The 26,828-nt window shown below is 42.4% G+C and carries 24 protein-coding genes and 2 pseudogenes; 13 read left to right on the top strand and 13 right to left on the bottom strand.

The window, feature by feature from the left end; genetic code table 11:
- Nucleotides 1-221 precede the first annotated feature (221 nt).
- Together F988_RS09000 and F988_RS08995 are read left to right on the top strand one after the other, a co-directional pair.
- Nucleotides 222-1,208 (top strand): hypothetical protein, encoded by a 987-nt coding sequence (locus F988_RS09000; protein ID WP_004682625.1) that lies wholly within the window; start codon nucleotides 222-224, stop codon nucleotides 1,206-1,208.
- Entirely contained in the window at nucleotides 1,202-2,068 is an 867-nt protein-coding gene (locus F988_RS08995; RefSeq protein ID WP_004682624.1) for an arginase family protein, read from the top strand. Before F988_RS09000 ends, F988_RS08995 begins: the two co-directional genes overlap by 7 nt.
- Nucleotides 2,069-2,139: 71 nt before the next feature.
- On the opposite strand, the gene F988_RS08990 is transcribed toward F988_RS08995, so the two are convergent.
- From F988_RS08990 to F988_RS08950, 9 genes are all read right to left on the bottom strand, one after another.
- Complete coding sequence (locus F988_RS08990) at nucleotides 2,140-2,835, bottom strand: methionine ABC transporter permease (RefSeq protein ID WP_004682622.1); 696 nt, start codon at nucleotides 2,833-2,835, stop codon at nucleotides 2,140-2,142.
- Complete coding sequence (locus F988_RS08985; RefSeq protein ID WP_004682621.1) at nucleotides 2,832-3,857, bottom strand: methionine ABC transporter ATP-binding protein; 1,026 nt, start codon at nucleotides 3,855-3,857, stop codon at nucleotides 2,832-2,834. Before F988_RS08985 ends, F988_RS08990 begins: the two co-directional genes overlap by 4 nt.
- A gap of 69 nt (nucleotides 3,858-3,926) precedes the next feature.
- Nucleotides 3,927-4,802: a MetQ/NlpA family ABC transporter substrate-binding protein gene (locus tag F988_RS08980; protein ID WP_004682620.1), complete on the bottom strand. Its 876-nt coding sequence runs from the start codon at nucleotides 4,800-4,802 to the stop codon at nucleotides 3,927-3,929.
- A 612-nt stretch (nucleotides 4,803-5,414) separates the two neighbouring features.
- A complete protein-coding gene (purD, locus tag F988_RS08975; protein WP_004682619.1) occupies nucleotides 5,415-6,701 on the bottom strand; it encodes a phosphoribosylamine--glycine ligase in 1,287 nt (428 codons plus the stop codon).
- Nucleotides 6,702-6,791: 90 nt separating this feature from the next.
- Nucleotides 6,792-8,366 carry a bifunctional phosphoribosylaminoimidazolecarboxamide formyltransferase/IMP cyclohydrolase gene (purH, locus tag F988_RS08970; protein ID WP_004682618.1) on the bottom strand — a complete coding sequence of 525 codons (1,575 nt, stop codon included), beginning with the start codon at nucleotides 8,364-8,366 and terminating at the stop codon, nucleotides 6,792-6,794.
- A gap of 80 nt (nucleotides 8,367-8,446) precedes the next feature.
- Nucleotides 8,447-8,716, bottom strand: a complete 270-nt coding sequence (gene fis / locus F988_RS08965) for a DNA-binding transcriptional regulator Fis (RefSeq protein ID WP_001086304.1) — start codon at nucleotides 8,714-8,716, stop codon at nucleotides 8,447-8,449.
- 376 nt (nucleotides 8,717-9,092) lie between these two features.
- Entirely contained in the window at nucleotides 9,093-9,959 is an 867-nt protein-coding gene (locus F988_RS08960; protein WP_004682617.1) for a DUF3426 domain-containing protein, read from the bottom strand.
- Between the two features lie 14 nt (nucleotides 9,960-9,973).
- On the bottom strand, nucleotides 9,974-10,879 hold the full coding sequence (gene prmA / locus F988_RS08955; RefSeq protein ID WP_004682616.1) for a 50S ribosomal protein L11 methyltransferase: 906 nt from the start codon (nucleotides 10,877-10,879) through the stop codon (nucleotides 9,974-9,976).
- A gap of 193 nt (nucleotides 10,880-11,072) precedes the next feature.
- Entirely contained in the window at nucleotides 11,073-11,450 is a 378-nt protein-coding gene (locus F988_RS08950) for a hypothetical protein (RefSeq protein WP_004682615.1), read from the bottom strand.
- Nucleotides 11,451-11,702: 252 nt separating this feature from the next.
- Between F988_RS08950 and mnmG the strand changes: the two genes are divergently transcribed.
- Nucleotides 11,703-13,583 (top strand): tRNA uridine-5-carboxymethylaminomethyl(34) synthesis enzyme MnmG, encoded by a 1,881-nt coding sequence (mnmG, locus tag F988_RS08945; RefSeq protein WP_004682614.1) that lies wholly within the window; start codon nucleotides 11,703-11,705, stop codon nucleotides 13,581-13,583.
- Nucleotides 13,584-13,684: 101 nt separating this feature from the next.
- Nucleotides 13,685-14,017, top strand: a complete 333-nt coding sequence (locus tag F988_RS08940; protein ID WP_004682613.1) for a DMT family transporter — start codon at nucleotides 13,685-13,687, stop codon at nucleotides 14,015-14,017.
- Between the two features lie 92 nt (nucleotides 14,018-14,109).
- Here the strand turns inward: F988_RS08940 and F988_RS08935 are convergent, their stop codons facing one another.
- On the bottom strand, nucleotides 14,110-15,018 hold the full coding sequence (locus F988_RS08935) for a DUF4198 domain-containing protein (protein ID WP_004682612.1): 909 nt from the start codon (nucleotides 15,016-15,018) through the stop codon (nucleotides 14,110-14,112).
- A 321-nt stretch (nucleotides 15,019-15,339) separates the two neighbouring features.
- Here F988_RS08935 and F988_RS08930 point away from each other — a divergent pair, with 321 nt between their 5' ends.
- Genes F988_RS08930 through F988_RS08920 form a run of 3 tightly spaced genes read left to right on the top strand, consistent with a single transcriptional unit; the run spans nucleotide 15,340 to nucleotide 19,011 of the window.
- Nucleotides 15,340-16,905, top strand: a complete 1,566-nt coding sequence (locus F988_RS08930) for a DUF2271 domain-containing protein (RefSeq protein WP_004682610.1) — start codon at nucleotides 15,340-15,342, stop codon at nucleotides 16,903-16,905.
- 36 nt (nucleotides 16,906-16,941) lie between these two features.
- Nucleotides 16,942-17,532, top strand: coding sequence for a PepSY-associated TM helix domain-containing protein (locus tag F988_RS08925; RefSeq protein ID WP_004682609.1), 591 nt, complete (start codon nucleotides 16,942-16,944; stop codon nucleotides 17,530-17,532).
- Nucleotides 17,533-17,541: 9 nt separating this feature from the next.
- Nucleotides 17,542-19,011, top strand: coding sequence for a sulfite reductase subunit alpha (locus F988_RS08920; RefSeq protein ID WP_004682608.1), 1,470 nt, complete (start codon nucleotides 17,542-17,544; stop codon nucleotides 19,009-19,011).
- 66 nt (nucleotides 19,012-19,077) lie between these two features.
- Here F988_RS08920 and F988_RS08915 read toward each other — a convergent pair whose 3' ends face one another.
- Nucleotides 19,078-21,150: a TonB-dependent receptor plug domain-containing protein gene (locus tag F988_RS08915; protein ID WP_167539034.1), complete on the bottom strand. Its 2,073-nt coding sequence runs from the start codon at nucleotides 21,148-21,150 to the stop codon at nucleotides 19,078-19,080.
- A gap of 655 nt (nucleotides 21,151-21,805) precedes the next feature.
- Between F988_RS08915 and F988_RS15445 the strand changes: the two genes are divergently transcribed.
- From F988_RS15445 to F988_RS08900, 4 genes and pseudogenes are all read left to right on the top strand, one after another.
- Nucleotides 21,806-22,003, top strand: coding sequence for a hypothetical protein (locus F988_RS15445; protein WP_004676958.1), 198 nt, complete (start codon nucleotides 21,806-21,808; stop codon nucleotides 22,001-22,003).
- 330 nt (nucleotides 22,004-22,333) lie between these two features.
- On the top strand, nucleotides 22,334-23,653 hold the full coding sequence (locus tag F988_RS08910) for an NCS2 family permease (RefSeq protein WP_004682606.1): 1,320 nt from the start codon (nucleotides 22,334-22,336) through the stop codon (nucleotides 23,651-23,653).
- Nucleotides 23,654-23,717: 64 nt separating this feature from the next.
- Nucleotides 23,718-24,560, top strand: a pseudogene (locus F988_RS08905) (adenosine deaminase); the annotation flags it as partial.
- Nucleotides 24,561-24,898: 338 nt separating this feature from the next.
- The gene (locus F988_RS08900) at nucleotides 24,899-25,042 is read left to right on the top strand and encodes an adenosine deaminase (RefSeq protein ID WP_004682604.1); all 144 of its coding nucleotides are present in this window, start codon (nucleotides 24,899-24,901) and stop codon (nucleotides 25,040-25,042) included.
- Between the two features lie 42 nt (nucleotides 25,043-25,084).
- Here the strand turns inward: F988_RS08900 and F988_RS15105 are convergent.
- Nucleotides 25,085-25,171 (bottom strand): annotated as a pseudogene (locus F988_RS15105) (cytochrome b); the annotation flags it as partial.
- 262 nt (nucleotides 25,172-25,433) lie between these two features.
- Here F988_RS15105 and F988_RS08895 point away from each other — a divergent pair.
- Together F988_RS08895 and rnhB are read left to right on the top strand one after the other, a co-directional pair.
- Complete coding sequence (locus F988_RS08895) at nucleotides 25,434-25,817, top strand: hypothetical protein (RefSeq protein ID WP_004682603.1); 384 nt, start codon at nucleotides 25,434-25,436, stop codon at nucleotides 25,815-25,817.
- A 38-nt stretch (nucleotides 25,818-25,855) separates the two neighbouring features.
- Nucleotides 25,856-26,422: a ribonuclease HII gene (gene rnhB, locus F988_RS08890; protein ID WP_004682602.1), complete on the top strand. Its 567-nt coding sequence runs from the start codon at nucleotides 25,856-25,858 to the stop codon at nucleotides 26,420-26,422.
- An 81-nt stretch (nucleotides 26,423-26,503) separates the two neighbouring features.
- Here the strand turns inward: rnhB and csrA are convergent, their stop codons facing one another.
- Nucleotides 26,504-26,767, bottom strand: coding sequence for a carbon storage regulator CsrA (gene csrA, locus F988_RS08885; RefSeq protein ID WP_004676965.1), 264 nt, complete (start codon nucleotides 26,765-26,767; stop codon nucleotides 26,504-26,506).
- Nucleotides 26,768-26,828: the final 61 nt, after the last annotated feature.

Raw genomic sequence — 26,828 nt, 5'->3', positions numbered from 1 at the left:
CTAAATTCTGACACCTTTAAGACCAGAAAATCTTTAGAGTTGACAAGTGTAGTATTTTAAATAAATATGGTATAAAAGTTTTATAAGTTAATGATTTATATTCATCTTTAAATATATGGAATAAATGTGAAAATAATTTAAAAAGATTACTTAACAACATAAGGAAAGGGTAATTTCTCAGGATGAAATACAAATAAATCATAACAATAAGAGAGGAAGTTATGTCTGATTTGGTTGATCACGAAGTGGTGGTGATTTTTAAAAAATATTTGCAGCCCTTGTCTGCCAAACTCACTGAAATGCTGAATGAGCACTTTAGTCATCAAACTGAACGCCGTGGTTGTGGTTATACTCAGGCAACACGTTTGATTGCTGAGTTTGTCTCACAACCCCGTGATGCGCTTGGTTTTCAGGATTTGCGAATCTTTGATGATTATGAGACCAAGGGGTTGAGAAATATTTTAAACCAGAGCTCTTGCTATGGCTTGGAACTTGCCACTTGGCGTAATCTGGATATTCATGCCGATGTGCAGCAGTGTCTGCAACGCCTAAATCCAGAAGAGACATTTGCCCAGAATTTAAGGCAGGAAGTGGATTTTCAGGCCAAATTAAGAAATATCCATCAATATGCTGAACTTGAGGAAAGTATTCTGATTTGCCAGTTGCTTGCTGATATTATTTTGCCGCAGGATGCACGGACGATTGAGATGATTGAATGCCATGCGCTGGAAGAAAAACCCAAAGTGGGGTCCTGCCCAATGGCAGAGAAATTCTTTCTACGGATCGCACATCATCGTTTATTGAGACAGGGTGAAATTAATATTTTTGTAGATGAAAACCACCAGCCAATTATGATGGAAAAGCTGAATATGGGGGACAATCATTCCTGTATTAGTTTGCTACCATTGATGATGAATGGGGTGCGTTTACCCGCAGGTAGCCTGTTTTCTGCAAACTATGACATTGAACAACTGGAAAAACATAAAAATAAACAATATAAAGGCTATGTGATTCCCATCTCTGAAATGAATGGTTTCTGGTTTTTGCGTCTAACCACTTTGGCAGTGTCACCTAAAAACCGTGCCCGTGCATTTAACTCTCACTTTAAACAACAGGTGGATAATGGATTATTTCGACCTGATACGACTGAATTGAGCCAACTTATTGAAATTGCTAAAGATCAAATTTACGTAGGACATCCATGCTAAAAGCCTGTTACTCTCCGCGCTATTATGCCCGAACGCATACCAATAGCATGGAAAAGCTCACCGCGGTGGCGGATGTGTTGTGTAAGCATAAAATGGTTGAACTGATTGATCCAGGTTTGATTGATGTTGAAATCCTAAAGAAACTCCATAATCCGCAATATGTTGAGGCCTTTCTGGCAGGCGAGTCTGCATTTGCAACCATACAGGGCTTTAAACCATGGAATGAACAATTGCGGGATGCAATTTTATCAGTACAGGCAGGGCAGTTGGTTGGTGCTGATATTGCGTTTAAAGAGGGTATTGCCGCGAATATCGCACAGGGCTTTCATCATGCCAGTTATGAGTCTGGTGCGGCGTATTGTACCTTTAATGGTTTGGCTTTGGTTGCAAAGCAATATCCTGAAAAACGAATCTTTGTACTGGACTGTGATCAGCATGGTGGAGATGGCACTGCGATATTTACTAATAGACTCACCAATCTGGTCAATTTTGGAATTTTTGGGATTCGTTTTGGTTGTAAGGCAGGTGAGCGCAGCCTGACCCGTTATATTCACCCCAAGCAGGGCAATTTTGATTTATATCGGGAGTCCATTTTTGAGGCGTTTCAATATGCTTCACGTTGGGAGGCCGATATGATTATTTATCAGGCGGGGATGGATTGTCATCAACATGATAAATATGGCTCGAAGTGGTTGACCACAGAGCTGTTGTTTGAACGTGACCGTTTGGTGTTTGATATGGCAAGGAAAATGAAAATTCCCATACTATTTGTGTTGGCGGGTGGCTATCAGGTACTTGAAGATCTGGTGCCTTTGCATGTAAATACGTTTAAGGCGGCAAATGAGGTTTATTTTCCTTAAGAAAACCGTTTCATTCTACATAAAAAAACAGCCCTTGTTTTTAAGAGCTATTTTTTAACAGTATTCATCAATTAGCGTAATTTTGCCAACCAATCTCCCAGCATTTGAACCAACTGCACAAGCAGCAGAAGTACGATGACGGTGAGGATAACCACACTGGTATCAAAACGCTGATAACCATAAGAAATAGCTAAATCACCGATACCACCTGCGCCAACAGCGCCCGCCATTGCTGTGGCACCAATTAGGGTAATCGTTCCTGTGGTTAGGTTCAGGATCAGTGAGCTGCGCGCTTCAGGGATAATAAACTTAAAGATGATTTGCCAAGGGGTTGCACCCATTGCCTGAGCTGATTCAATAATTCCTTCATTCACTTCAAGCAGAGAAGTTTCAATTAGACGGCCTAGGTATGGACCCACATAGATGGTTAAAGGCACAATTGCAGCCCATGTCCCAATGGATGTTCCCACCAGTAGTTTGGTTAGTGGAATCACCGCGATCAATAAAATGATAAATGGGAGTGAACGCAGGGCATTGACAATAGGATTCAGGAAATAGTAAATCGCCCGATTTTGTAGAATGCCACCTGTACGGGTAACCACCAGCGTAATGCCCTGAATCAATCCCCAGATACAGCCAAACAGTAATGAGAAGAAAACCATTTGGAATGTTTCTTGCAAAGCTGTAACAAACTGGTCGATTGTTAAAGCACTTTTCCAAAAAGGAGCTGTGACTTCAGTGAGCCATTGTACAATAAAATCTCTCATTGGCTGACTCCAGACTGTTCAACTTTAACGCCATGCTGCTCCAGAAATTGGATTGCTTGCCGAATAAGACTTTCATCACCGAGCAGTTGAATAAACATTTGCCCAATCACGGTACCATTGATTTCAGTCATATTGGCAAAGAGAATATTTAAACTGATATCAAACTGTTTGATGACTGCCTGAATTACCGTTTCCTGTGCAGATGTACCCAGAAACTGCAAACTATAAATACTATTGTGATGTCTGTGTTCAAGGTTGTTTAAGATATTTACTGGCAACTGTTGCTGTAATACCGTTTGAATAAAAGTTTTTGTGGTGGGGTGTTGAGGCTGACTGAAAATATCTAAAGTTGTACCAGTTTCAATCACTTTGCCCGCTTCCATGACCGCAACATAATCGCAAACAGATTCAATTACATCCATTTCATGGGTGACCATCACAATGGTGATGTTTTGTTCCTGATTGATCTTCTTTAACAGTGCCAATACAGATTGGGTGGTTTGCGGATCAAGTGCGGAGGTTGCTTCGTCACACAGCAGAATTTTGGGGTGATTGGCAAGCGCACGCGCAATCCCTACACGCTGTTTTTGTCCACCTGAAAGTTCGTCAGGGTAGGCATCTTTTTTATGTTTGAGATCAATAAAATCTAGCAGTTCAGCTAAACGTTTCTCTCGTTCCGCCTTGCTGTGACCAAGTAGCCTAAGTGGCATTTCAATGTTTTCAGACACCGTTTTGGTTTGTAATAAATTGAAGTGCTGAAAAATCATGCCAATATTTGCACGTTCTTGACGAAGAGTGCGTGCATCCATTGCAGTAAAATCTTTTTGATTGATGATGACCTGCCCTTCGGATGGGCGTTCAAGCAAGTTAATCAGTCGGATTAAGGTACTTTTACCTGCACCACTATAGCCAATAATGCCAAAGATACTTCCCGCTGGAATCTCTAAATTGATTTGATCCAGCGCGTTGATCGTTTGACCTTTTAGCTGATAGCGTTTTGAAATATTTTTAAATTGGATCATGTTCGTCAATACTAGGCAAAAAAGAAAAACAGGCAAAATTATTTTGCCTGTTTTATTGAGACGATTATATTACGGATTTGCTTCTGTGAGATAGCTTGTTGGCTTATTTACGTCAACTTTAGTGCCCGCAAAGTGTTCCTGTACATATTGCTTGACTGCTTCGGTATGATAAAGCGCGCCGACTTTTTGCAATACTGGATCATCTTTACGAGATTCAGCCGTTGCTAAAACATTGACATTCAATTTAGTGCTTTGATCAATTGGTTCGTAATAGATTGCATCTTTAAGAACGTTCAAACCACCTTCCATCGCAAGGGTGTTACCTAACAAGATTGCATCAACCTCGTCTTTTACACGTACAGCAGTTGCCATCTGAATCGGCTTGATTACAATTTTCTTGCTGTTTTCAATGATGTCGGCAGGCGTACCTTTCACTGGGTCAAAGTCAGGTTTTAACTTGATCAAGCCAGCGCTTTGTAAAAGTAATAATGCACGGGATTCATTGGCACCATCATTTGGAATGGCAATGGTTGCACCCTGGGCAAACTCTTCAACTTTCTTCACCTTGTTTGAATAAATCCCCATAGGTTCTAAATAAGTGGTTGAAACAGGCGCGATCTTGTCTTTGTTGGCTGCGTTGAAAGCAACCAGATAAGCATAAGACTGGAATGCGTTGAGATCAACTTCCTTATTGGCAACCGCGGTGTTCATTGCCACATAATCCGTGAAGTTTTTCACTTCCAGTTTAATACCTGCAGCCTTGGTTTCTGGCAGGCTGGCAATATGGCGCCAAATATCAGCGTCTGAACCTGTAGATGCGATAACAACAGTCTGGAGGCCCGCAGCATCATTTTTTTGTTCACTCGATGCGGTATCTGGCTGTTTACTGCATGCTGCAAGTAGTAGCACAGATACACTTAAAAAAAGGCTAATCAGCTTTTTCATGTATAAATCCTAATCGGAACAATGCCGAGAACATTATGATTTCTCAAGCATCAATCATTGCAATGGGTTTGTATGTTGCAAATTGGCATCCTCATTCAACAATCATATGAATTGTTTTTAATTTCTAATCCAGAAGACTGTTTGCAACAACACAAGAAATAGATGAATATTCAAATTCCAGTTGGTCTATCCCGTGTCTGGAAAATCTCTATCCAATTATTCCTTAAATTAAATTGGGAGCTGAATACAATAGAATATTGATGTTTTATTTTATTAAATGATTGAAAATAATCATGAATAATCTAAAACAACAATTGAGCTGTATTCAAGATTTTAGCAATCATAGCAATAATTTACCAACTGATACAGGGGCGGTATTTGTGTTTGGATATATAAGCATATGATTATTTGAGGGAAATTTTGTTGAAAGTAAATATAAACTGATGATAGTTTTATAAATTTTTTTAAATGTGGGGTTGAGTGATTTACGGGAAAATAAATATATGTTTTTCTGAATTTTATATTTAAGTAATGAATATAGAAGTTTGATTTATTGCCTATTAAAGAATAAAAAAGCTTTCCAAGGAAAGCTTTTTTATCAATTAGATTGGCTTATTCTGCCTTTTCACGCGCAATGGCACGGTAACCAATATCGCTACGGTATTGCATACCCGTAAATGTCACTTGACCACACACTTCTAAAGCATTGATCTGGGCTTCAAGTACTGTATCACCTAACGCTGTTACACAAAGAACGCGACCTCCAGCCGTTATGATATGGCCATCTTCAGTGGTAGCTGTACCTGCATGGAAGATCTTAGTATCTTCAGGAGATTGTCCGATACCAGAAATCACATCGCCTTTACGGACTGTATCAGGGTATCCTTCAGCTGCAAGTACAATACCGATGGATTTACGTTCATCCCACTCAGCTTCTTTTGGAAGATTGCCCGCAATACCTGCTTCAACCAAATCTACTAAAGATGATTTTAAACGCATCATAATCGGTTGTGTTTCTGGATCACCGAAACGACAGTTGAATTCAATAACGCGTGGTTGACCTTGTTCATCAATCATTAAGCCAGCATATAAGAAACCTGTGTAAACATGACCATCAGCTGCCATACCATCAACGGTAGGGCGCATGACTTCATTCATTACACGTTCAAATACTTCTGGTGTAACAACTGGAGCAGGAGAGTAAGCACCCATACCACCAGTATTTGGCCCTTGGTCACCTTCAAAAATACGTTTATGGTCTTGTGAAGTTGCCATCGGTAAAATGTTGTTGCCATCAATCATGCAAATGAAGCTAGCTTCTTCACCATCAAGGAATTGTTCAATGACAACACGTGAACCAGCATCACCAAACTTGTTGCCTGCAAGCATATCGTCTATTGCAGCAAAAGCTTCTTCGTTGGTCATTGCAACGATTACACCTTTACCTGCCGCTAAGCCATCGGCCTTGATCACGATTGGTGCGCCATGCTGTTCGATATAAGCTTTTGCAGCGTTCACTTCGGTAAAGACGTCATAAAATGCGGTTGGGATGTCATGGCGCTTCAGGAAATGTTTAGCGAATGCTTTAGAACCTTCAAGCTGTGCAGCGTACTGAGTCGGTCCCCAGATTTTTAAACCTGCTTCACGTGCTGCATCAACCACGCCATTTACTAAAGGTGCTTCAGGACCAACAATCACCAATGCCACATCATTTGCCTTTGCAAATTCGATAATGGCAGGATTATTTAAAATATCGATATCAACGTTTTGACACTTATCTTCGGTTGCTGTGCCTGCATTACCCGGCGCAACAAAAACTTGTGTTACTTTTGCATCTTGTGCGATTTTCCATGCAAGTGCATGTTCACGGCCACCGCTGCCCAAAACTAAAATATTCATTTTAAAGTTATTCCCTTTTTCAGTATTTAAGAATATACCTGTTAAAAATAAAAAAGTCCCTCTTTGAGCAAGAGGGACTTCAGGGATATATTAATGACGGAAGTGACGCATACCCGTAAACACCATTGCAATACCTGCCTCGTCAGCAGCGGCGATAGTTTCTTCGTCACGCATTGAACCACCTGGCTGGATAATACATTTAATGCCAGCTTTAGCCGCATTATCAATACCATCACGGAATGGGAAGAATGCATCAGATGCCATGACCGCACCTTCAACCACTAAGCCAGCATGTTCAGCTTTGATCGCAGCAATACGAGCAGAGTTCACGCGGCTCATCTGACCTGCACCTACACCAATGGTTTGACGGTTTTTGGCATAAACAATTGCGTTTGATTTCACATATTTTGCAACTTTCCATGCAAAGATGAGATCATCAATTTCCTGTTCAGTTGGCGCGCGTTTAGTCACAACCTTAAGGTCATCTTTGGTGATCATGCCCAAGTCTTGATCTTGCACCAGTAAACCGCCGTTCACGCGTTTATAGTCAAGTTGAGCGGTACGTGCATCAATGGCTGGAAGTTCACCACACACCATGACACGAACATTCTTTTTCGCACCAGTAACTTCAAGTACACCGTCAGCAATGCTTGGTGCAATAATCACTTCAACGAATTGGCGATCTACAATTGCCTGAGCCGTTGCAACATCAAGCTCACGGTTGAATGCAATGATGCCACCAAACGCAGATTCAGGATCAGTTGCATAAGCAAGATCATAAGCCGCATGGATACCATCTAATGAAACTGCAACGCCACATGGGTTTGCATGTTTAACGATGACACAAGCAGGTTTTGCAAATGATTTAACACACTCAAGTGCCGCATCTGTATCTGCAATATTGTTATAAGACAATTCTTTGCCTTGTAATTGTTTGGCAGTTGAAACTGATGCTTCTTTAGCATTTGCTTCAACATAGAATGCTGCATTTTGATGAGGGTTCTCACCATAACGCAAATCTTGAGCTTTATTGAGTTGGGTGTTGAACGTGCGAGGGAATAAATCTGCTTCACCTTCAGCCTTGCCAACACGTGCTCCTAAATAAGATGCAATCATGCCATCATATTGTGCTGTGTGCTCAAACGCTTTTACCGCTAAGTCGAAACGAGTCGCGTAAGAAAGTGCACCATTATCTTTTAATTCAGCAACGACTAAATCATAGTCAGAAGCATTTACAATAATACCCACAGAAGCATGGTTCTTCGCTGCTGCACGCACCATTGTTGGACCGCCGATATCGATATTTTCAATCGCATCTGCAAGAGAGCAGTTTGGTTTAGCAACTGTAGCTGCAAATGGATAAAGGTTTACTACGACAAGATCAATTGCATCGATATTGTGTTCTTGCATCACAGCTTCGTCTAGACCGCGACGCGCCAAGATACCACCATGAATTTTTGGATGTAGTGTCTTAACACGACCATCCATCATTTCAGGAAAACCTGTATGTTCAGAAACTTCTACTACAGCGATATTGTTGTCTTTAAGCAACTTATAAGTACCGCCCGTAGATAAGATTTCTACCCCTAATCCAGCAAGGTTTTGAGCAAATTCAACGATTCCAGTTTTGTCGGAAACAGAGATTAAAGCACGTTTGATAGTCATGATTTTAGTCAACAGTTTGAAGTCTACAGATTAAAACAAAGGCAAAAAAAATGCCCACGAGAACGTGAGCATTTTATCAATTATTCACTCATTAAACCGTGAGCTTTTAACTTTTTACGTAAAGTTCCGCGGTTAAGGCCTAAAATCTCAGCAGCGCGCGTTTGATTGCCACGAGTGTATTCTAAGACCACAGATAAAAGAGGTTTCTCCATTTCTGCTAAAACCATGTCATAAACTTGAGATGGTTGCTCACCTTGCAATTGTGCAAAATAATGACGAACTGCGCGATCTACGTGGATGCGAAGAGCGACATCAGATTGAGCCGTAAAAATAGGAGATTTGCTATTCATGCGTGTTAATCCGAAAAATCAAAATATCACTTGGATAAAGTGATAGGTAAATGTGGTCTAAATTACTGAGTCCTGTTTTAGATCCTAAAACAATCACTCTAAAACAAAGGGACTATTAGCTTGCCACAAATCCTCGATTTGTGTAAAAAATAAGCGCAACAATGGTTAAATATTTGTTACAGCCTATTTTTAAAAACAAAAAAACCAACAGTGCGCTTAGCAGATAAAAGCACAGTTTGTTTAACGATTTTATTGTCTATAAATAACGAGGAGTATGTAGGTCAAAGCATTCGTGGCGCGTATCATACCACTGTCAGCGAAAAAGTGAGCAAATTAACTGCACTTTTTTTTATTTTTTTGTCATTTTTTTATGCGTTTAGGGCTGTACAATTTCTAAACTATAGTCATCGAAGCTATTTTTACTTTTTGGAATGCTAAATTCAAACTTAAAAGGGCTATTTGATGGGATGCGTTGAATGGTTTTTAAACTGTCAACCAGATAATCCTGTGGCTTGAGTGTAATGTCTGTTGTCACTTCTCCCTGGTCTTTCAGAACCACCTTGATGGAAGGGAGCAATATACTGTTCTCGTTGCGGTTGATCAGCACCCCTGAGAACTGGGTTTCATTCTTGCTGGTTTGTTTAAGTTTAACCTTTTCAAAACTGAGATATTTATATTGGTCATTTGGGGTTTTGCAGGTCAGCATGCCGCAGGCATAGTTAAACATTTTGTTTAAGGCAGGGCTATCGTGCATCAATTTTGGGTTGAACCATAAAATCTGGAACGCAAACACCACAATCAGCGCGATATTGCCAATTCCCCAGAGTGTGTAATAAAGCCACCCATGTTGTTTGGTACTATGATCATCATGATTATTAAGTAAAATATCTTCAGACAAATTCAAATTAGGCAAGGCGCTCACTGGCTCTGTATTGAAATAATTTAGGTTATTAAGATAGGTGAGCAGATCAATATTGGAGTTTTCAATTTTCTGGTCAAAAATACTTAAAATCTGCATTTGCTTTTCTGCAAATGAACTGTCTGGCTGAATCGACGAAAATAGTGAGCGGTTACTGGGTATTGGTACCACTTCGCTTGTCTCGGATTCCAGTAAATTCGTCAGTGCGTTAAAGTTAATCACGCATTTTGGACAACAAACCATACCCTGTGCAACACTGAGTTGTGAAAGGGTCACTTTGTACGCGGTTGAACACTTAGGGCAGCGGGTTTGTTTTTCACTCATGAGTAACAATATTCTCAAATTGTTGTTTTACGTTTTCCAGAAATGCGGCACCAGTTTTCTTCACGCTTTTCGATCTCTAATATATCAAAAAACTCAGAGTAAACACTAGAAACATCAGCAACTTGCTCTTCGATTACACCAGCAAGTGCGAACTCACCCTCATTTTTAAGCAAAGTTGCGAATTCAGGCGCCAGTGCCATGAGCGGTGCAGCCAGAATATTCGCAACCAGGACGTCTGCCTGTTGTGGTTTGAATTCCTGATCAAACTCTTCTGGTAGACCTACATAAAGTCGATCAAGTACACCATTCAGTTCAGCGTTTTGTTTGGTGGCTAACACCGCCTGAGGATCAATATCGGTTGCATAAACCTTTTTTGCACCCAGTAGCAATGCAGCAACCCCTAAAATGCCTGAGCCACAGCCATAGTCGATTACAACTTTATCTTTTACATCGGTTTTGCCCAACCACTGTAAGCATAAAAAGGTACTGGCGTGGTTGCCTGTACCAAACGCTAAACCTGGGTCCAGCTTAATGTTAGTGGCATCCGCTTCAGGTGGTTCCAGCCATTCAGGCACAATCCAGTATTTCTCACCAATCTGAATTGGTTCGTAGTAATCCATCCAGGCACGTTCCCAGACCTGATTTTCTAGATATTCATGGCGCATTGGCACATCTGGAAGTTGGGCCCTGAGAAAAGCCTCCAAGGTATCCACATCAATTGGATCATCTTCTTCCTGTTGATAAATACCCGTTACAATAACTTTATTCCAGAGAGGAGTTTCTCCTGGTAAAGGCTCAAGCAATGACTGATCTTCTGCATCATCCAGCGTTACGCTGACCGCTCCCAGAGAGAGTAACAGGGTTTCGGTAAGTTCAACTTGATGTTGATCAACAGTAATATGAATTTGTAGCCAGTTCACAGGAAAACCTAAATTAATGAATTTGCAGTTATTGTAATGGATTCAAAACCGTTAAAGGGATTATAAAATAAACAGATTACAATTTTAAGATCAAATATGTTGTGGCCAATTCTATTTGTTTTATTGTGTTTTTTATATTTTTAGCTCATTAAAGGATACCTGAAATGGGTATCCTTTAATCTAGTGCTTTAAATTAAGGGGCAGTCTGTTCAACATCTGAGTCTGAAACAGGTGGCGCTGGTTGCATTGGAGGAATATCCACAGGCATAGGGGCACTGACAGGACGTGGCTCAGACTGGGTTTGCGACATGCGGCTCTGGGTTTCAGGCATTGTGCCTGCTGGCGGAGCAGGTGGCTGGAAAGCTAGTTTGCCCGCATCATTATTTTCACAAACACCGTTGAAAATAACACCTTTATAGGCAAATGAAACGGCATCACCCTGTTTTTTACCTTTACATACCTGTTGATACTTCTGTGTTTGTGGGTCCTGAGTGGTTTTGGCATTTGCCTGGGCTGCAACGGTAAAACACAGACCACAAATCAGTGATGAAAGTATAAGCTTCGTGTTCATATCATTGTCCTGAGTATTTGTTATGCATGTTTTAGAATAAGAAATTCATCAAATAAAACAGTGGTGATCAAGTTAGTAATTATGGGGCGATGTGTTAAAAGTGGGATGAAAATGCAACATAACGTTTCTTTTTGTGTATTCAACAGCGATATCTAATTCTTGCAAGCGGCAAGAATATCGACAGTTTTTGTCAACTTAATATGAAAAATCCTGTATAATACTCTGTCATTTTTTGAATACACATTTACCACTATGCACTATCCTAAAGTTTACGACGTTATCGTGATTGGTGGCGGTCACGCTGGTACGGAAGCGGCACTGGCTGCGGCGCGTATGGGACGACAAACCTTATTGTTGACGCATAATATTGAAACTTTGGGGCAGATGAGCTGTAATCCAGCGATTGGTGGTATTGGTAAATCACATCTTGTTCGTGAGATTGATGCGCTTGGGGGCGCAATGGCGCTTGCGGCGGATAAAGGTGGTATTCAGTTCCGTATTCTTAACTCGCGCAAGGGTGCGGCTGTACGTGCAACACGTGCACAGGCTGACCGTGTCCGTTATAAGGCTGCAATTCGTCATACGCTGGAAAATCAGGCAAACCTTGATATTTTCCAGCAAGCGGCGGATGACCTGATTGTTGAGGGAGATAGCGTAAAAGGTGTCGTGACACAGATGGGTATCCGTTTTGATACCAAAACGGTAGTGCTTACAACAGGAACTTTCCTTGGTGGCGTGATCCATATTGGTTTGCAAAACTCAAGTGGTGGCCGTGCGGGCGATCCTCCATCGATTGCTTTGGCACATCGCCTACGTGAACTTAAACTTCCAGTGGGTCGCCTAAAAACAGGGACACCGCCCCGTATTGATGCTCGTAGCGTTGATTTTTCGGTCATGACACCTCAACCAGGTGATTTCCCATCGCCAGTGATGTCATTTATGGGTGATGTGTCGATGCACCCTGAACAGGTGAATTGCTATATCACGCATACCAGTGAAAAAACTCATGATATTATTCGTGGTGGTCTAGACCGTTCACCGATGTATACAGGTGTGATTGAGGGTGTTGGCCCGCGTTATTGTCCATCAATTGAAGATAAAATTCACCGTTTTGCTGATAAAGACTCACATCAGGTATTTCTGGAACCTGAAGGTTTGGATACCCATGAGCTTTATCCAAATGGTATTTCGACTTCATTGCCGTTTGATGTTCAGTTCAACTTGGTTCGTTCAATTCGTGGTATGGAAAATGCGCACATTTTGCGTCCTGGCTATGCGATTGAATATGACTACTTCAATCCACAGGCATTGAAGTTCACGCTTGAAACTAAAGCCATTCAAAACCTGTATTTTGCTGGTCAGATTAATGGTACAACAGGATATGAGGAAGCAGGCGCACAAGGTCTGCTTGCTGGTCTGAATGCTGCACGCCGTGCGTGGGAACAGGAAGAGTGGACACCGAAACGTGACCAAGCCTATATGGGCGTGTTGGTGGATGACCTGATTACGTTGGGAACTAAAGAACCGTACCGTATGTTTACCTCTCGTGCTGAATATCGTTTGATGTTGCGTGAGGATAATGCCGATCAACGTTTAACGTCTATTGGCCGTGAGCTTGGTTTGGTAGATGATGAACGTTGGGCTGCCTATAGCGAGAAAATGGAAGCGGTTGAGCGTGAAACTTCCCGTTTGCAGCATCTATGGGCTGCACCAAATAATCCAATGGGTAAAAAATTCGTTGAAATGACGGGTGCTGACCTGAGCAAGGAATGTAGTGCGATTGATTTGTTGAAACGTCCAAATATCAATTTCAGTCAAATTGCAGAGTTAACGGGTTCGGAAGTGTCTGAGCAGGTGGGTGAACAGATCGAGATTGCGGTGAAGTATGAGGGTTATATTAACCGTCAGCATGATGATGTTGCACAGATGAAGCGCCTTGAGGAAACCCGAATTCCTGCTGACTTTGACTATGACGTTGTTTCAGGTCTGTCACGTGAAATCACACAGAAGTTGAAAACCGTACGTCCAGAGACTTTGGCACAGGCCAGTCGTATTCCTGGCGTAACACCTGCCGCGGTTCAGTTGGTGATGATTACAATCCGTAAAAACAATATGGCGAAAAAGTCAGCCTAACTTTTGGGATATAATATTGATATTGAAAACACCCTTTAATCAAAAGGGTGTTTTTTTATTGGCTTATTTAAAGCTTTAGTAGGCGGCTTGGATATATTTAGATGAAAAACTGGATATTTTTATGTGTTGCAATTATAGCGGAAGTCATTGCAACCTCAGCTTTAAAAAGTAGTGAGGGTTTTAGCAAACCGATTGCCTCCGTCGTTGTGGTACTGGGCTATATCATTGCATTTTATTGCCTGTCACTTACACTCAAAACTATTCCTGTTGGGATTGCCTATGCCATTTGGTCAGGGGTAGGTATTGTTCTGGTGACGACAATAGCGTGGATTGTATTTGGCCAGAAACTGGATGTGTGGGGAATTATTGGCATTGCATTGATTATGAGCGGCGTTCTTGTCCTGAATTTGTTGTCGAAAACTAGCTCCCATTAACATTGACATGCATATAAAAGTGAAAAACTGAACTGCTTGTAATGGGGCAGGAGAATTAAAGGCACTTAGCAAGATGTAAGTGCCTGAATTAGTTATTCAGTCACTTCAACAGTAACGCTGTAGGTATAGCTTTGGGCAACAGGTGGCTTGGTATTGTCATTACCAGCTTCTGGATAAGTTGCCGTGATTAAGTAAATACCTGCTTCATTGAATTTAACCTCAACTTCACCTTTTGCATTGGTTTTTACATGCGGCTGCTCGCGTTTGGCATTTGGCTGATAGCTGTCCGCACCTTTAAATACATCAACCTCAAGGTTTGGAACTGGTTTGCCATCAAGCAAAACCTGTGCTTTCAATGATTCGCCAGCATATAGCTCATTTGGATGGGTTAGAAACTTGAACTCAAAACCTTTATTGGTCACTGCTGGAACAGGACTAGGCTTGCCCTTGGTCACAAAACTTTCAGCAATATAGGTATTGATGGTTTGTGCCGTTTTCGCATTGGCTGGAATCTGGTCTTCAGCAATGAAGCGTGGTGGCTGATTTGCTGGCGCCTGCTGAGGTGCCTTTTGTTCTGGATTGTCCCGCTTCTCTGGGTTGGCAGCCTGTGGTGGCATTGCATTCATATTTGCAGGACGGGGTGCGCGAACACGTAACCAACGGCCATCAATCAGGGCATATTTGCTTGGCATCCCTGCCGCATCCTGAGTACGAATACGGTAAGTCCCTTCAGTCGACAGGTTAAATTCACCAATGTTGAATTTTTTTAACTCTGCTGCTGGGTTAATGGTTTCCGTTTTGCCATCTGGTGCTGTGACTTGGTAAGTAGTTTTAAAGTTACGGCTTGCCACGAAAAATTTTTCTACAGTAATTCCGCTTTGGAAACTTACATTGTCAGATTTGCTGTCAAATACTTCTGGTAATAAAAAAGGGCTGGCGGTATGGGCAAAGCCAAGGGTCGGCAGGGCAGTAAGTAAGGCAAGACTAAGCAAATGGCGCATAGAAAGAATTCCTAAATAATTAAACAAGATGCAAAAGAATTGCTACAATTTACTTGATAACGAGTATCAGTTGCAATATTATTTCGATAAATTTTTAGTCATTGCGCCGCCTGCTCAGGCATTCTGACTTAAAAATATTTCGCCTGTTTATGATTATTTAAAACTGTGAGGAAATTATTGATTTTACTTAAAAATCAGCATTATTTCTTTGCATGGCCTTAAATAGTGAACCTGAACAGGAATTCAGATAAAGTTAGTCATTTGCCATAAATCTTTCCAGTACGTTGATTTAGGCAAATCCTAGAGAATGGAACCCTGCGTATGTCATCAACTCAACTTTTTCGCCCAGTTCAGATAATCTTCCGTTTATCACCGTTGATGGCAGCCTTGGCTGTATTTATCTCGCCAATCACGGCAGTTCAAGCAGACGAAACAACCACAACTATAAATAAGCTGGAAGCACCTGTTCAGTTACCAAGCTATCGTTTTCATCAGGACCATGTTTTAGGAACCTCTTTAGATGTTGTGGTCACCACAGCAAACCAGAAAGATGCGGAAAAGGCCTTAGAGGCAATCCAGACTGAAATTGCCCGACTTGACCAGATTTTATCGGTTTGGCGTGATGACAGTGAAATTAGCCAACTGAACCGTGAACAAAAGATTTCGGCTTCATCAGAGCTGTATGATGTGATTGCAGCCTGTGAGCAATGGCGCAGTGCAACCTGTGGTGGCTTTGACGCACGTTTAGGTCAACTGATCAGCCTGTGGGAAAACAGCAATCAGGTGCAAAAGCTAGATGACCAGACGCAGGAAGCACTACTACAACAGCTAAAAACACAAAGTATTGAGCTAAATCCACAGACCAAACAAATTACGCTGGCTCCAGCCATTAAGGTGGCTCCAGATGCCTATGCAAAAGGCTATGTGATTGACCGTGCCTTGGTTGCGGCGCAGCAGGCTGTTCCACATTTGCAGGGTATCCTGATTGATATTGGTGGTGATATGCGTGTTTGGGGACAATCTCCACAACAGGCAGGCTGGAAAATTGGTATCCAGAATCCAAATGAACGTTTTGATAATGCCGCACCAGCACAGGTTCTCAATGTTAAGGATCAGGCTGTGGCATTTAGTGGTCAGGGTTATCGTGATCTTGCGGGACAATCTCATCTACTTAACCCGCAGACAGGTCAGCCTGTGCAAACAGTGGAACAGTGTGTGGTTGTGGGGCAATGCGCCGCTGATGCCGATGCCTTGGCAACCGCTTTAACTGCAATGCCTGCACATGAGGGAATTCAGTTGATTGAACAACTGGTGGGATATGAGGCGCAACTGGTCAGCACGGATGGTATACAGTATCAAAGTTCGGGCTGGTCAACACTGTTAGATGCCAATCAGCCAGCCATCATGCGCCATGTTGCGGCAGGTGGAGCGGCAACCGCATGGCCAAAAGGCTATCAGGCACAGATTGAAGTCAATATTCCAAAAATTGCGGTAGACAACTATCGTGCGCCGTATGTATCGGTATGGGTGACAGATGCCAATAAAAAACTGGTCCGTACCATTGCGGTTTGGGGTAAGGATGAAAAATGGATCAACTCCAACTATGTTTGGTGGCGCCGTTATGGCCGTCAAATGCCGAACCTGGATGCAGTGGCGAAGCCCTCACGTCAACCTGGTCAATATAAATTGGCCTGGGATGGCAAGGATGAACAGGGCAAGGCTGTGAATGCGGGTAAATATCTGATTCATATCGAAACCTCACGTGAGCATGGTGACCACTCTTATCAAACCATTGAGTTGGATGTTGCACCAAAAACCGCCACCCAAACGCTTCCTGCGCAGGCAGAAATTGGTATTGTTAAATTAAAGTTCCAACGTGGTGCTTAATTTAATTCCTTCCTGAATCCATGAGAGGCTTGTCTCTTGTATCAACGCCGTGATTTTTACCGCCATGCACGTTATGTGCATGGCTGGCTTTCTGCCTTTGCCTTTATTGTCCTGCTTTTCTTCTCCGCCACAGGGTTGTTACTGAACCATCCTGAATGGTTTAGCACCTCTAATCAGGAACAGACAGTCAAGCTTGACTTGCCTGAAAGTTTTGTTGAGACCGTTCAACAGCAGGAAAACCCCAGTCAAACTATCCTTGACTATGTACGTGAAAAACATTCGCTGGTTGGTCGCTATAAGAGTAGTGAGATACTGGATGGTGAGGTAATGATTCGTCTGGAAAGTCCAGCAGGCTCAACCGATGTGTGGGCGTTGCTCGATACAGGTGAGGTTGAGATCACGCAAAAACCTGCAACCACAGTATCCCTACTCAATGATCTGCACCGTGGCAAAAATGTAGGTACAGCCTGGAGCTGGTTGATTGATGTCAGTGCCATCATCATCATCCTGTTATCGTTGGCAGGTTATATCCTTTTCCTGACCATTAAAACGCGTTTGGTCACACATTTACTGTTAACCGCATGCAGTTTATTCGCAATCATTCTGCTTATTTGGTCTGCCATCTAAGGTGAAACAATGACTCAAGCTGTCATGACAATTATTGTGATACTCGCAATATTATTGAGTCTGCATATTTTTATCATCGTATGGCTGTTATGGCAGCAACGTAATGGCAATAAGTCAGAGGTTCAGGATGATCATGCCTATTTAGTGGTTTATGCCAGCCAGTCAGGTCATGCTGAATCCTGGGCAAAGCATACCACTGAGCAATTACAGCTTATTCATCAGCAGGTCACGCTCAAGAACATTCAAAAACTGACAGCCACTGACTTGATCCAGTATCAACGGATTTTGTGGGTGGTTAGTACCTATGGTGAGGGTGATGCACCTGATGATGCCCAGCATTTTGTGCATAAAATATTGTCACAGCCTTTAGATTTATCACATTTGTCTTTCGCAATCCTTGCGTTAGGTGATAAACGCTATACAAACTTCTGCCAGTTTGGGCAAAGCATTGAACAATGGCTTTTACAGCAAAAAGCCCAGCCTTTATTTTCCACAGTTCTGGTAGATCAGCTCAATAGCCGTGATCTGGAACAATGGCTAACAGCTCTGGAACAGTTGACGGCAATGAGGCTGACAGCACTGGACAATGAACGGGAAACTATTGAACTCAAGTTTGCCCATCGTCAGTGTCTAAATGTGGGTAGTGCTGGCGAACCAATTTATAAGATTCAGTTGGTTGCTGAGCAGGAACTGGTTTGGTCATCAGGCGATATTCTGGAAATTCAGTGTGAAAATAGTGCCACTGAGATTCAACAGTTTCTGGTTGCGCATCAGCAGGATGATTTTAATGATATAGATGCATTAAAAACACTGAATTTAAGACAATTGCCAAATCGTGAACATCATTCATTTGCCGCATGGCTAGAACATTTTGATCGATTACCCAAGCGTGAGTATTCAATTGCCAGCTTACCTGAAAATGGCTTGATTGAGCTGGTGGTGAGACAACAACAGACGGAAACAGGTCTTGGACTGGGTTCTGGCTGGTTGACGGCAGGTTTGCAGCACAACCAGCCTATTCAGGCTTATATACGCGATAACCCAAGCTTTCGTCTACAACATCATCCACAACCTTTAATCCTGATTGGCAATGGGACAGGGATTGCAGGTCTGGTTGCGCATTTAAAGCAACGGGAACAATGGGGCTATGGGCAAAACTGGCTGATCTTTGGGGAAAGACAGCGGCAGTTTGACCATTTATATCATGCGGAAATTCAGTATTGGCAACAGCATGGCTTTTTACAGCATGTTGACTATGCGTTCTCACGTGATCAGGCTGAAAAAATCTATGTGCAGGATATTCTAAAACAGCAGTCTACGCGTTTAAAACAATGGATCAAACAAGGTGCGGCAGTTTATGTTTGCGGTAGCTTGAATGGTATGGCTGGTGGCGTGGATCAAGTCCTAAAAGAAATTCTAGGTGATGAGCTGGTGGAACAGTTGAAGCATGAGCTGCGTTATCAACGGGATGTTTATTAAATAGAAAAAATGATCGAGAAAAAAAGCCAGTAAGTGAACTTACTGGCTTTTTGTATAAGGGGCAGATTAAAATTTCTTTTCAACTGTAAACTGTAAACTTGGAATGGCTTCGTTGTTACGGGCCTGATAAAGGCTGCCATCAGACTGGTTGGTTAAACGCTCTTTATAGTCAGTGCTTAAAATGTTGTTCAGGTTTAGGCTGGCTGACCAGTTTTTGGCAAAGCGTTTGGTTGCCGCAATGTCCACATTGAAACGCTGGTTGGTGGTACGGTTATAAGGCTGGCCAACCAGGGCACGGGTAAATTCAGGCGTGTAATTAACATTGATGCTGGTGGAAAGCTGCCAAGGCTTGTAGCTGTATGAAATGCCTGAACTCGCGGTATAAGGTGCAACATCACTCACCAGACGGTCATTGTGCTGGGCATCTTCAATGGTTGCACGTACGGTTGAGACTTGCCCATTGAGCATAAAGGCATGTCCAGCTTCAGTCTGTTTCAGTGCATAACGGCCAGAGAACTCCACACCGTAGGTGGTGGCTTCATTCTGGTTTTGTGGGCGTTCAACATAACGGCTACCCTCAAGGGCAATTACCCGTTCAATATAGTCCTTGATTTCACGGTGATAGGCGGTTAAGTTCACGCCACCACTGGCAGAATCAAATGCCAGGGTTGACTCAAATGCCTTGATCTTTTCAGGTTTTAGGTTTGGATTACCCCCACGGTCAGGATTATTGAGTGAACCCGCATCGCTGTCTGTTGAAACCGTTACGTTTGGAATCAGTCGATCAGTATTTGGACTGCGGAACGCCTGACTTAAATTGGTTTGAATCGACCATTGGTTGGTGAGGTCAAAACGATAGGCAAGTACAGGACTTAAATGATGGTCCTGATAATCCACCAGACCTGAACGGTCCAGCCATTCCTGACGCGCACCCAAGGTGACAGTCTGGCGGTCAGTAAAGCGCCAGCTTCCCTCACTGTAGAGGGCATAGCGTTGTTCATCCAGACTTTGGCTGACATTGCTGCCCAACTGACTGTTGTTGGCACTGACCCCAAACTTAATCTGGCGGGTTTGGTCAAACTTACGCACACCATCATAGGCCAAACCATATTCGTCCACGGTTTCATCAGTATAAATGCTGTTGAGTGGAGAGCGAGTCAATTGCGTTTCAGTCTGATGTTCAACTGTTAAGCGAACCTTGTCACTGAGGTCTTTATCCTTGCGCTCATAACGTGTATTCAGGCGAATACTGTCATTTTTATCATCCTGAATCTGGTCGCCACGTACCCCTGTGCTTTTATTATTGCGATAAAACAGTTCAGCAATCAGTTTTTGCTGGTCATCCAGTTCATATTGCAGACGAGGGGAGAACATTTGGCTGGTACGGTTGGTGGTGCGTAGCTGTTCACGTGTGCCTGCGGCTGTTTCCATCTTGGTAATGGAGGTGGTGTCATTCCACATCTGGTTGGCAGACAGGCTGTAGATCCACTGATTGTCACGACCATCGGCTTGTACGCTGACCTGTTTGCGTTCGGCTTCCTGCTTGCCACTATCGCGTAAACCATAGCCGAGCTTTACTGAACCATTTAAACGGGTATCCAGCGGTTCCTTTAAAATAATGTTGATGACTGCGGAAGAGGCTACAGATGCCTGTGCAACACTTGGCTGCTTGACCACCTCAATTCGTTCAATCATGTCGGGGGTAATGGTGTCAACAATGGACATGCCACCACGTGGACCACCTTGCACAGCTTCACCATTGATCAGGAATGTCGGTGCGCCACCACCACGGAAACGCATGCCAGAAGCACCATTTCCGCCACGTGGGCCTGGGCCACCTGGTAACTGGAAACCAGCAGCACGACGCAAGGCATCCATAACCGTCTGGTCGCCATACTGGAGCATTTCATCACGGGTGATGATGGTTTTAGGTACTGCACTGATATCATCATCTTTTGGTTTTTGTGGTTCCGCCGATGCCTTGAATGACAGTGTAGGGAGCACCTGTGCTGTCTGTTCGGCAGGAGATGGGGCTGGCGCTGTGGTGGATTCAACATCATTTGCTAAAACTGAAGAAGTTAGGCTGAGTAAAGCCGAGCTGAGTACGGTCAGCTTTCCATAGCGGAATGGATGCTTCATTAAAATTACCCCAAACATTGATGATCAAATTATTTTGAATATAGACTAATGTAAAATTGTGTAGAAAAATCGAATATCTGTGCTGTAATAGCTTGAATTTGAGATTATTTTTTTATTCATTTAACGAGGAAGCACAATAGAGTGAGCCATCTGACACATAGAGGGCTTTAACTCTGTAGATGTTGTAACAGGGCATAAAAGAATAAAGGGTGCTTCTAGCCGTTTTAAACCACCTCGGCAACAGACAATATTGGCGTTCTGAGTCCATGCCTCGGACACCACGTAGTTTCCTGGTTCGATTAAACTATCAATTCTAAAAAAACTGTAGGTTCTGCCAATAAAAGTTCAGCATCTTCGCCTGTACAAAGATGCTTTTTTGTATCAATTAAAGCCCTGATAAAGTGTTTAAAAATAAAAATTTTGGTAAATTTTTAAAAATATTTTATATCTATCCTTATTGAATAATATAAAAAGTCATTGATTTAAAAAATGGAATATTCTAGTATCTAAGTGGGTGGAAAATGTACAAAATTAATATTTAAATGATCATATAATTGTGACTTGTTTTTATTTTGTCATTATTAAATGTTAAAAATTTATCATTTTGTTCCTTTTTATTGGTATTAAACAAAACCATACAATAGAGATAATAACAATGAAGATATTACTTGCACTGGTTATGGTCTGTTCAGTCCTTATTTTAGGATATGCTTCCTATGTAGATTCCAAAAACAAGAAACGCCAGGAAATTACTAAAATTGTGAATGATGCTGAACATAGCTTGAATACAATCCAGCATAACACTAATTATGTAAATTCCACCCATATTTCCTCCTCAAAAAACCCTAACTAAGGATAGAGTTCTATGATGATGCGGCAGGTGAGGTGCCTGATGTTTTTTGAACTCAGGAATCCATGTGCTTTTTTATCTGGCCATGCGCCAGTTTTTTATGGAATCTGCTAAAATATTTACCATTAAATAAAAAGCTGCATCTTGTTATGCGGCTTTTTACGTTCTGATAGCGGAATCGAATTTTATATAGATTGTTTTAGTAACAGGTATGAAACTGGCATATAGATTGCTATATCGCATGATATGCCGTTTTGTGTCCATTGAAAAAATGTTTCAACACAAGCGTATAGATTTCAATTCTACGATCTTGGATTTTACAGGTGCCATGTTATGACAACGCCTCATGCTTCGGCTGGTTTGTTGGAACGCTTATTTAAACTGAGCGAAAATAAAACCAGCTTTAGAACCGAAGTTCTAGCAGGTGTAACCACATTTTTGACCATGTGTTACATCATTATTGTAAACCCACTTATCTTGTCTGAAACGGGTATGGATCATGGTGCCGTGTTTGTTGCGACCTGTCTGGCTGCCGCAATCGGCTGTTTGGTTATGGGGCTTGTTGCGAATTATCCAATTGCACTTGCACCTGGGATGGGCCTGAATGCCTATTTTACCTATTCTGTCTGCTTGGGAATGGGAGTGCCGTGGCAAACCGCACTTGCGGCGGTCTTTGTTTCGGGAATTGTGTTTTTAGCGATTAGCTTCTTTAAAATCCGTGAAGCGATTGTCAATGCCATTCCAATGTCACTAAAGTTTGCCATCGGGGGCGGTATCGGTTTATTCCTTGCCTTGATTGCGCTTAAAAATGCAGGAATTATTGTGGATAACCCTGCGACTCTGGTTGGCTTGGGTGACATCAAGCAGCCAGCGGTATTGCTTGCGCTGTTTGGCTTCCTGATGATTGTGGTTTTGCATCAGTTTAAGGTGCGTGGTGCCATCATCATCAGTATTCTGGTGATTACTGGAATTGCGACAGCCTTGGGCCTAAACGAGTTCAAGGGTGTTGTTGGACAGGTTCCATCCATTGCACCGACATTTATGCAAATGGATTTTGAGGGCCTGTTCACCGCAAGTATGGTAGGCGTGATTTTTGTATTCTTTATTGTCGACCTGTTTGACAGTACGGGAACATTGGTTGGCGTGTCACATCGTGCTGGTTTGTTGCAGGATGGAAAATTACCGCGTTTGAAAAAGGCCTTGTTCGCAGACTCAACCGCAATTGTTGCGGGTGCGGCCTTGGGTACATCATCCACCACACCTTATATTGAATCTGCTTCTGGAGTTGCGGCAGGTGGGCGTACAGGTTTAACAGCAGTTGTGGTTGCCCTATTGTTCATTGGCTGTTTATTTTTGGCACCCTTGGCGCAGTCAGTACCTGGCTTTGCGACGGCACCTGCATTGCTGTTCATTGGCGTGTTGATGATTCAGGGCATCACCCATATTGACTGGGAAGATATTACCGAAGCGGTTCCTGCCTTTTTAACCATCGTATTTATGCCATTTACCTACTCAATTGCAGATGGTATCGCAATGGGCTTTATCAGCTACGCGCTGGTTAAATTATTCACGGGCAAGGCAAAGACCGTTCCCTATATGGTTTGGATTATTGCAGCACTTTGGGTATTTAAGTTTATTGCCTTTGGCGGTTAACATATCAATCAATAAAAGGATGTCGTTATGGCTGGCGACATCCTTTTTTCTTTGGAGAAAAATGATGAATGCAATTGAACTGATACAGGCTTTACCAAAAGCTGAATTGCATGTGCATATTGAAGGGACATTTGAACCAGAGTTGATGTTTGCCATTGCACAACGCAACCAGATTCAGATTCCATATCAATCTGTTGAAGAAGTGAAGCAGGCCTATAACTTCCATAATCTTCAGTCTTTCTTGGATATCTACTACGCAGGTGCCAATGTACTGGTACATGAGCAAGATTTTTATGACCTTGCGTGGGCGTACTTTGAGAAATGTGCTGAAGATAAAGTGGTACATACTGAAATGTTCTTCGATCCTCAAACACATACTGAGCGTGGGGTGGAATTTGCCACGGTGATTGCGGGCTTAAAACGTGCCTGTCAGGATGCACAGCAAAAGCTGGGGATTAGTTCTCAACTGATCATGTGTTTCCTGCGTCATTTAAGCGAAGAAAAAGCGTTTGAAACTCTTGAGCAGGCATTGCCATTCAAAGATGAAATTATTGCGGTTGGTCTGGACTCAAGTGAGGTGGGTCATCCACCTGCGAAGTTTGAACGTGTCTTTGCCAAGGCCCGTGAAGCAGGGTTCCTGATTGTGGCGCATGCAGGGGAAGAAGGGCCACCTGAATATGTCTGGGAAGCGCTGGATTTATTGAAAGTGAACCGTATTGATCATGGTGTGCGCTCAGAGGAAGATAAGCAACTCATGGCCCGCCTGATTGCAGAGAAAATGCCGTTAACGGTTTGTCCACTCAGCAACTTAAAGCTGTGTGTGGTGAATGACATGAAAGAGCATAATATTCGCCGTTTGTTGCAGCAGGGTGTACATGTCACAGTCAATTCAGATGATCCATCTTATCCGAATAGCCGTAAAACCTCGGGGTTTAGCCCGAGGATATAAGGCTGCAATCCGCTAGTCCCCCTTGTGGGGATTAGCTAGGATTGCTAAAAACATTTGAATCTAGTAATCCATGTGCTATGATAATTACGTTGTATATTTTTAGTCAGCAGACTGATACAACACGAAAAAAACAGTTTTCCCCATTGTAATCCGTGCACTCTTTGCAATCCGAAAGGTAGGACTACATTGGAATAAGAAGCAGAGAACTATAGTATCTGTTTCGTGGCAGGACATTGCCATCTAGCAGTAGGAATCCCCGTCCTTTAGGTCGGGGAGGATGTCAATTTGGTGGTTATATGAATGATAATTTTATTGCCATCCAGCAAGCTTTGGATTTAAGCAATGAAGAGTTAAAGCAGCTTGCAACCAACTCTTTTGAGGCTTCATTTATTTCTGATCAGGAAAAGCAGAAATGGATTGCAGAGATTAAAAAGATTTAAGTTTAAAAAACCGCGTGAAGCGGTTTTTTTATGGTTGTTATTTTATTTCGGCTGTCTCAACATACTCAGCAAAACATTATCCTTATCAGTCACATGATGTTTAATGGCTGCCAGAATGTGTTCAGCAATTGCAACACTTGTGCTGTGCGGGTATAACACTGTGCTGAGTTTGACATTGCAACATCCTGGCTGTTTGAAATGAACTGATTTTAAATAGGGCTTTTTCTGTCTCATACAGCATCGTTGTAATGGAGCGTTTTATGTGTGCAACAGTCTTAATCAAACCCGAATCTGTCATTGTTATATGATGTAAAGATGGCGATGTGTTATTTCATAAAATAAGCCATTTAGGCACAATACGCCTGACAAAATTAAGATACAGGTAAGAATCGTGAAAAAGTTATTATTGATTGCTGCTCCCCTTGTTTTAGCGCTATCTGGATGTGTTGCCCCAAATGGAGCCAGTCCAGTAACCACAACTTCACAGCAGTTGGGTATGGCCGCGCTTAAAATCGCCGTAAATGCGAAATGCCTGAATGAGATCAATACATTGCCTGCATGGAAAACCGCAACACGTTATATGACTGCGGACCAGCGTGACAATATCCAAACCAATGTCTGTGGCTGTGTCAGTGACAAGGCACCGAATAGTGTAACTGCTGTTGAGCTTGCAACTGCTGCCATTGATCCATCCGCACGCGCAACAATTGTCAATCAGGTGGTTTCACAAACCGTGAACGCCTGTGTTGCTGAAACACTGAAACGAGTGCAATAAGAGACTAGGCTGAGAGATCAGCCTTTTGTGAGATAAAGATGAAAATAGCAGGTGTAGATGAAGCTGGAAGAGGCCCACTGGTTGGTTCTGTTGTGGCGGCCGCGGTCATTTTAGATCCAGACAATCCCATTGTGGGCCTGAATGATTCCAAGAAACTGACTGAAAAGAAGCGTGAAAAACTCTTTATCGAGATTCAGGAAAAAGCGCTGGCCTGGTCAATTGCTGAGGCAACACATGCTGAAATTGATGAGTTGAATATCTTACAGGCAACATTTCTTGCCATGCGCCGTGCGGTCGAAAGCTTGAACGTTCAGCCAGAAAAAGTCATTGTGGATGGTAATCAAATTCCAAAGGGCATTAGCATTGCATGTGAGGCTATTGTTGGGGGAGATGCTAGTCATGCTGAAATCAGTGCCGCCAGTATTTTAGCGAAAGTGACACGTGACCGACAAATGCAGGCTCTGGATTTAATCTACCCTGATTTTGGGTTTGCCAAACATAAAGGCTATCCAACCAAGGCTCATTTTGATGCAATTGCTGCACATGGCGTTATTTATGAGCATCGACGTAGTTATGCACCCGTAAAAAAAGCACTGGGTTTATAATAGGGTATAAAATATCTATCCTAAACATAATTAAAGCGACTAATATGAGTCGCTTTAATTATTGGAGAAGAATTCTGCGTATTAACGATTAAAGTTATTATGTCGAGCAAAATCGTTATTATCTTCTTCATAGGAAACTTGATAATCTTGATCAAGATGTTGTAAATGCTCATGCATGGCACGTTCATGTTGGATACGTTGGTAAATTTCCTCACGATGCACAGAAACTTCTTTAGGAGCATTTACACCAATACGCACCTGATTGCCTTTTACGCCAAGCACAGTGACACTGACTTGATCCCCAATCATTAATGTTTCTCCGACACGACGGGTCAGAATCAGCATGTTCATCTCCTTGCTAAACGCTTAAACTTGCAACAGGGAATTGTTTGAAAGCACAGCCTTA

This window comes from Acinetobacter parvus DSM 16617 = CIP 108168 (assembly GCF_000368025.1).
In the GTDB taxonomy this organism is placed as follows: domain Bacteria; phylum Pseudomonadota; class Gammaproteobacteria; order Pseudomonadales; family Moraxellaceae; genus Acinetobacter; species Acinetobacter parvus.
This window is presented reverse-complemented; position numbering and strand designations above follow the sequence as displayed.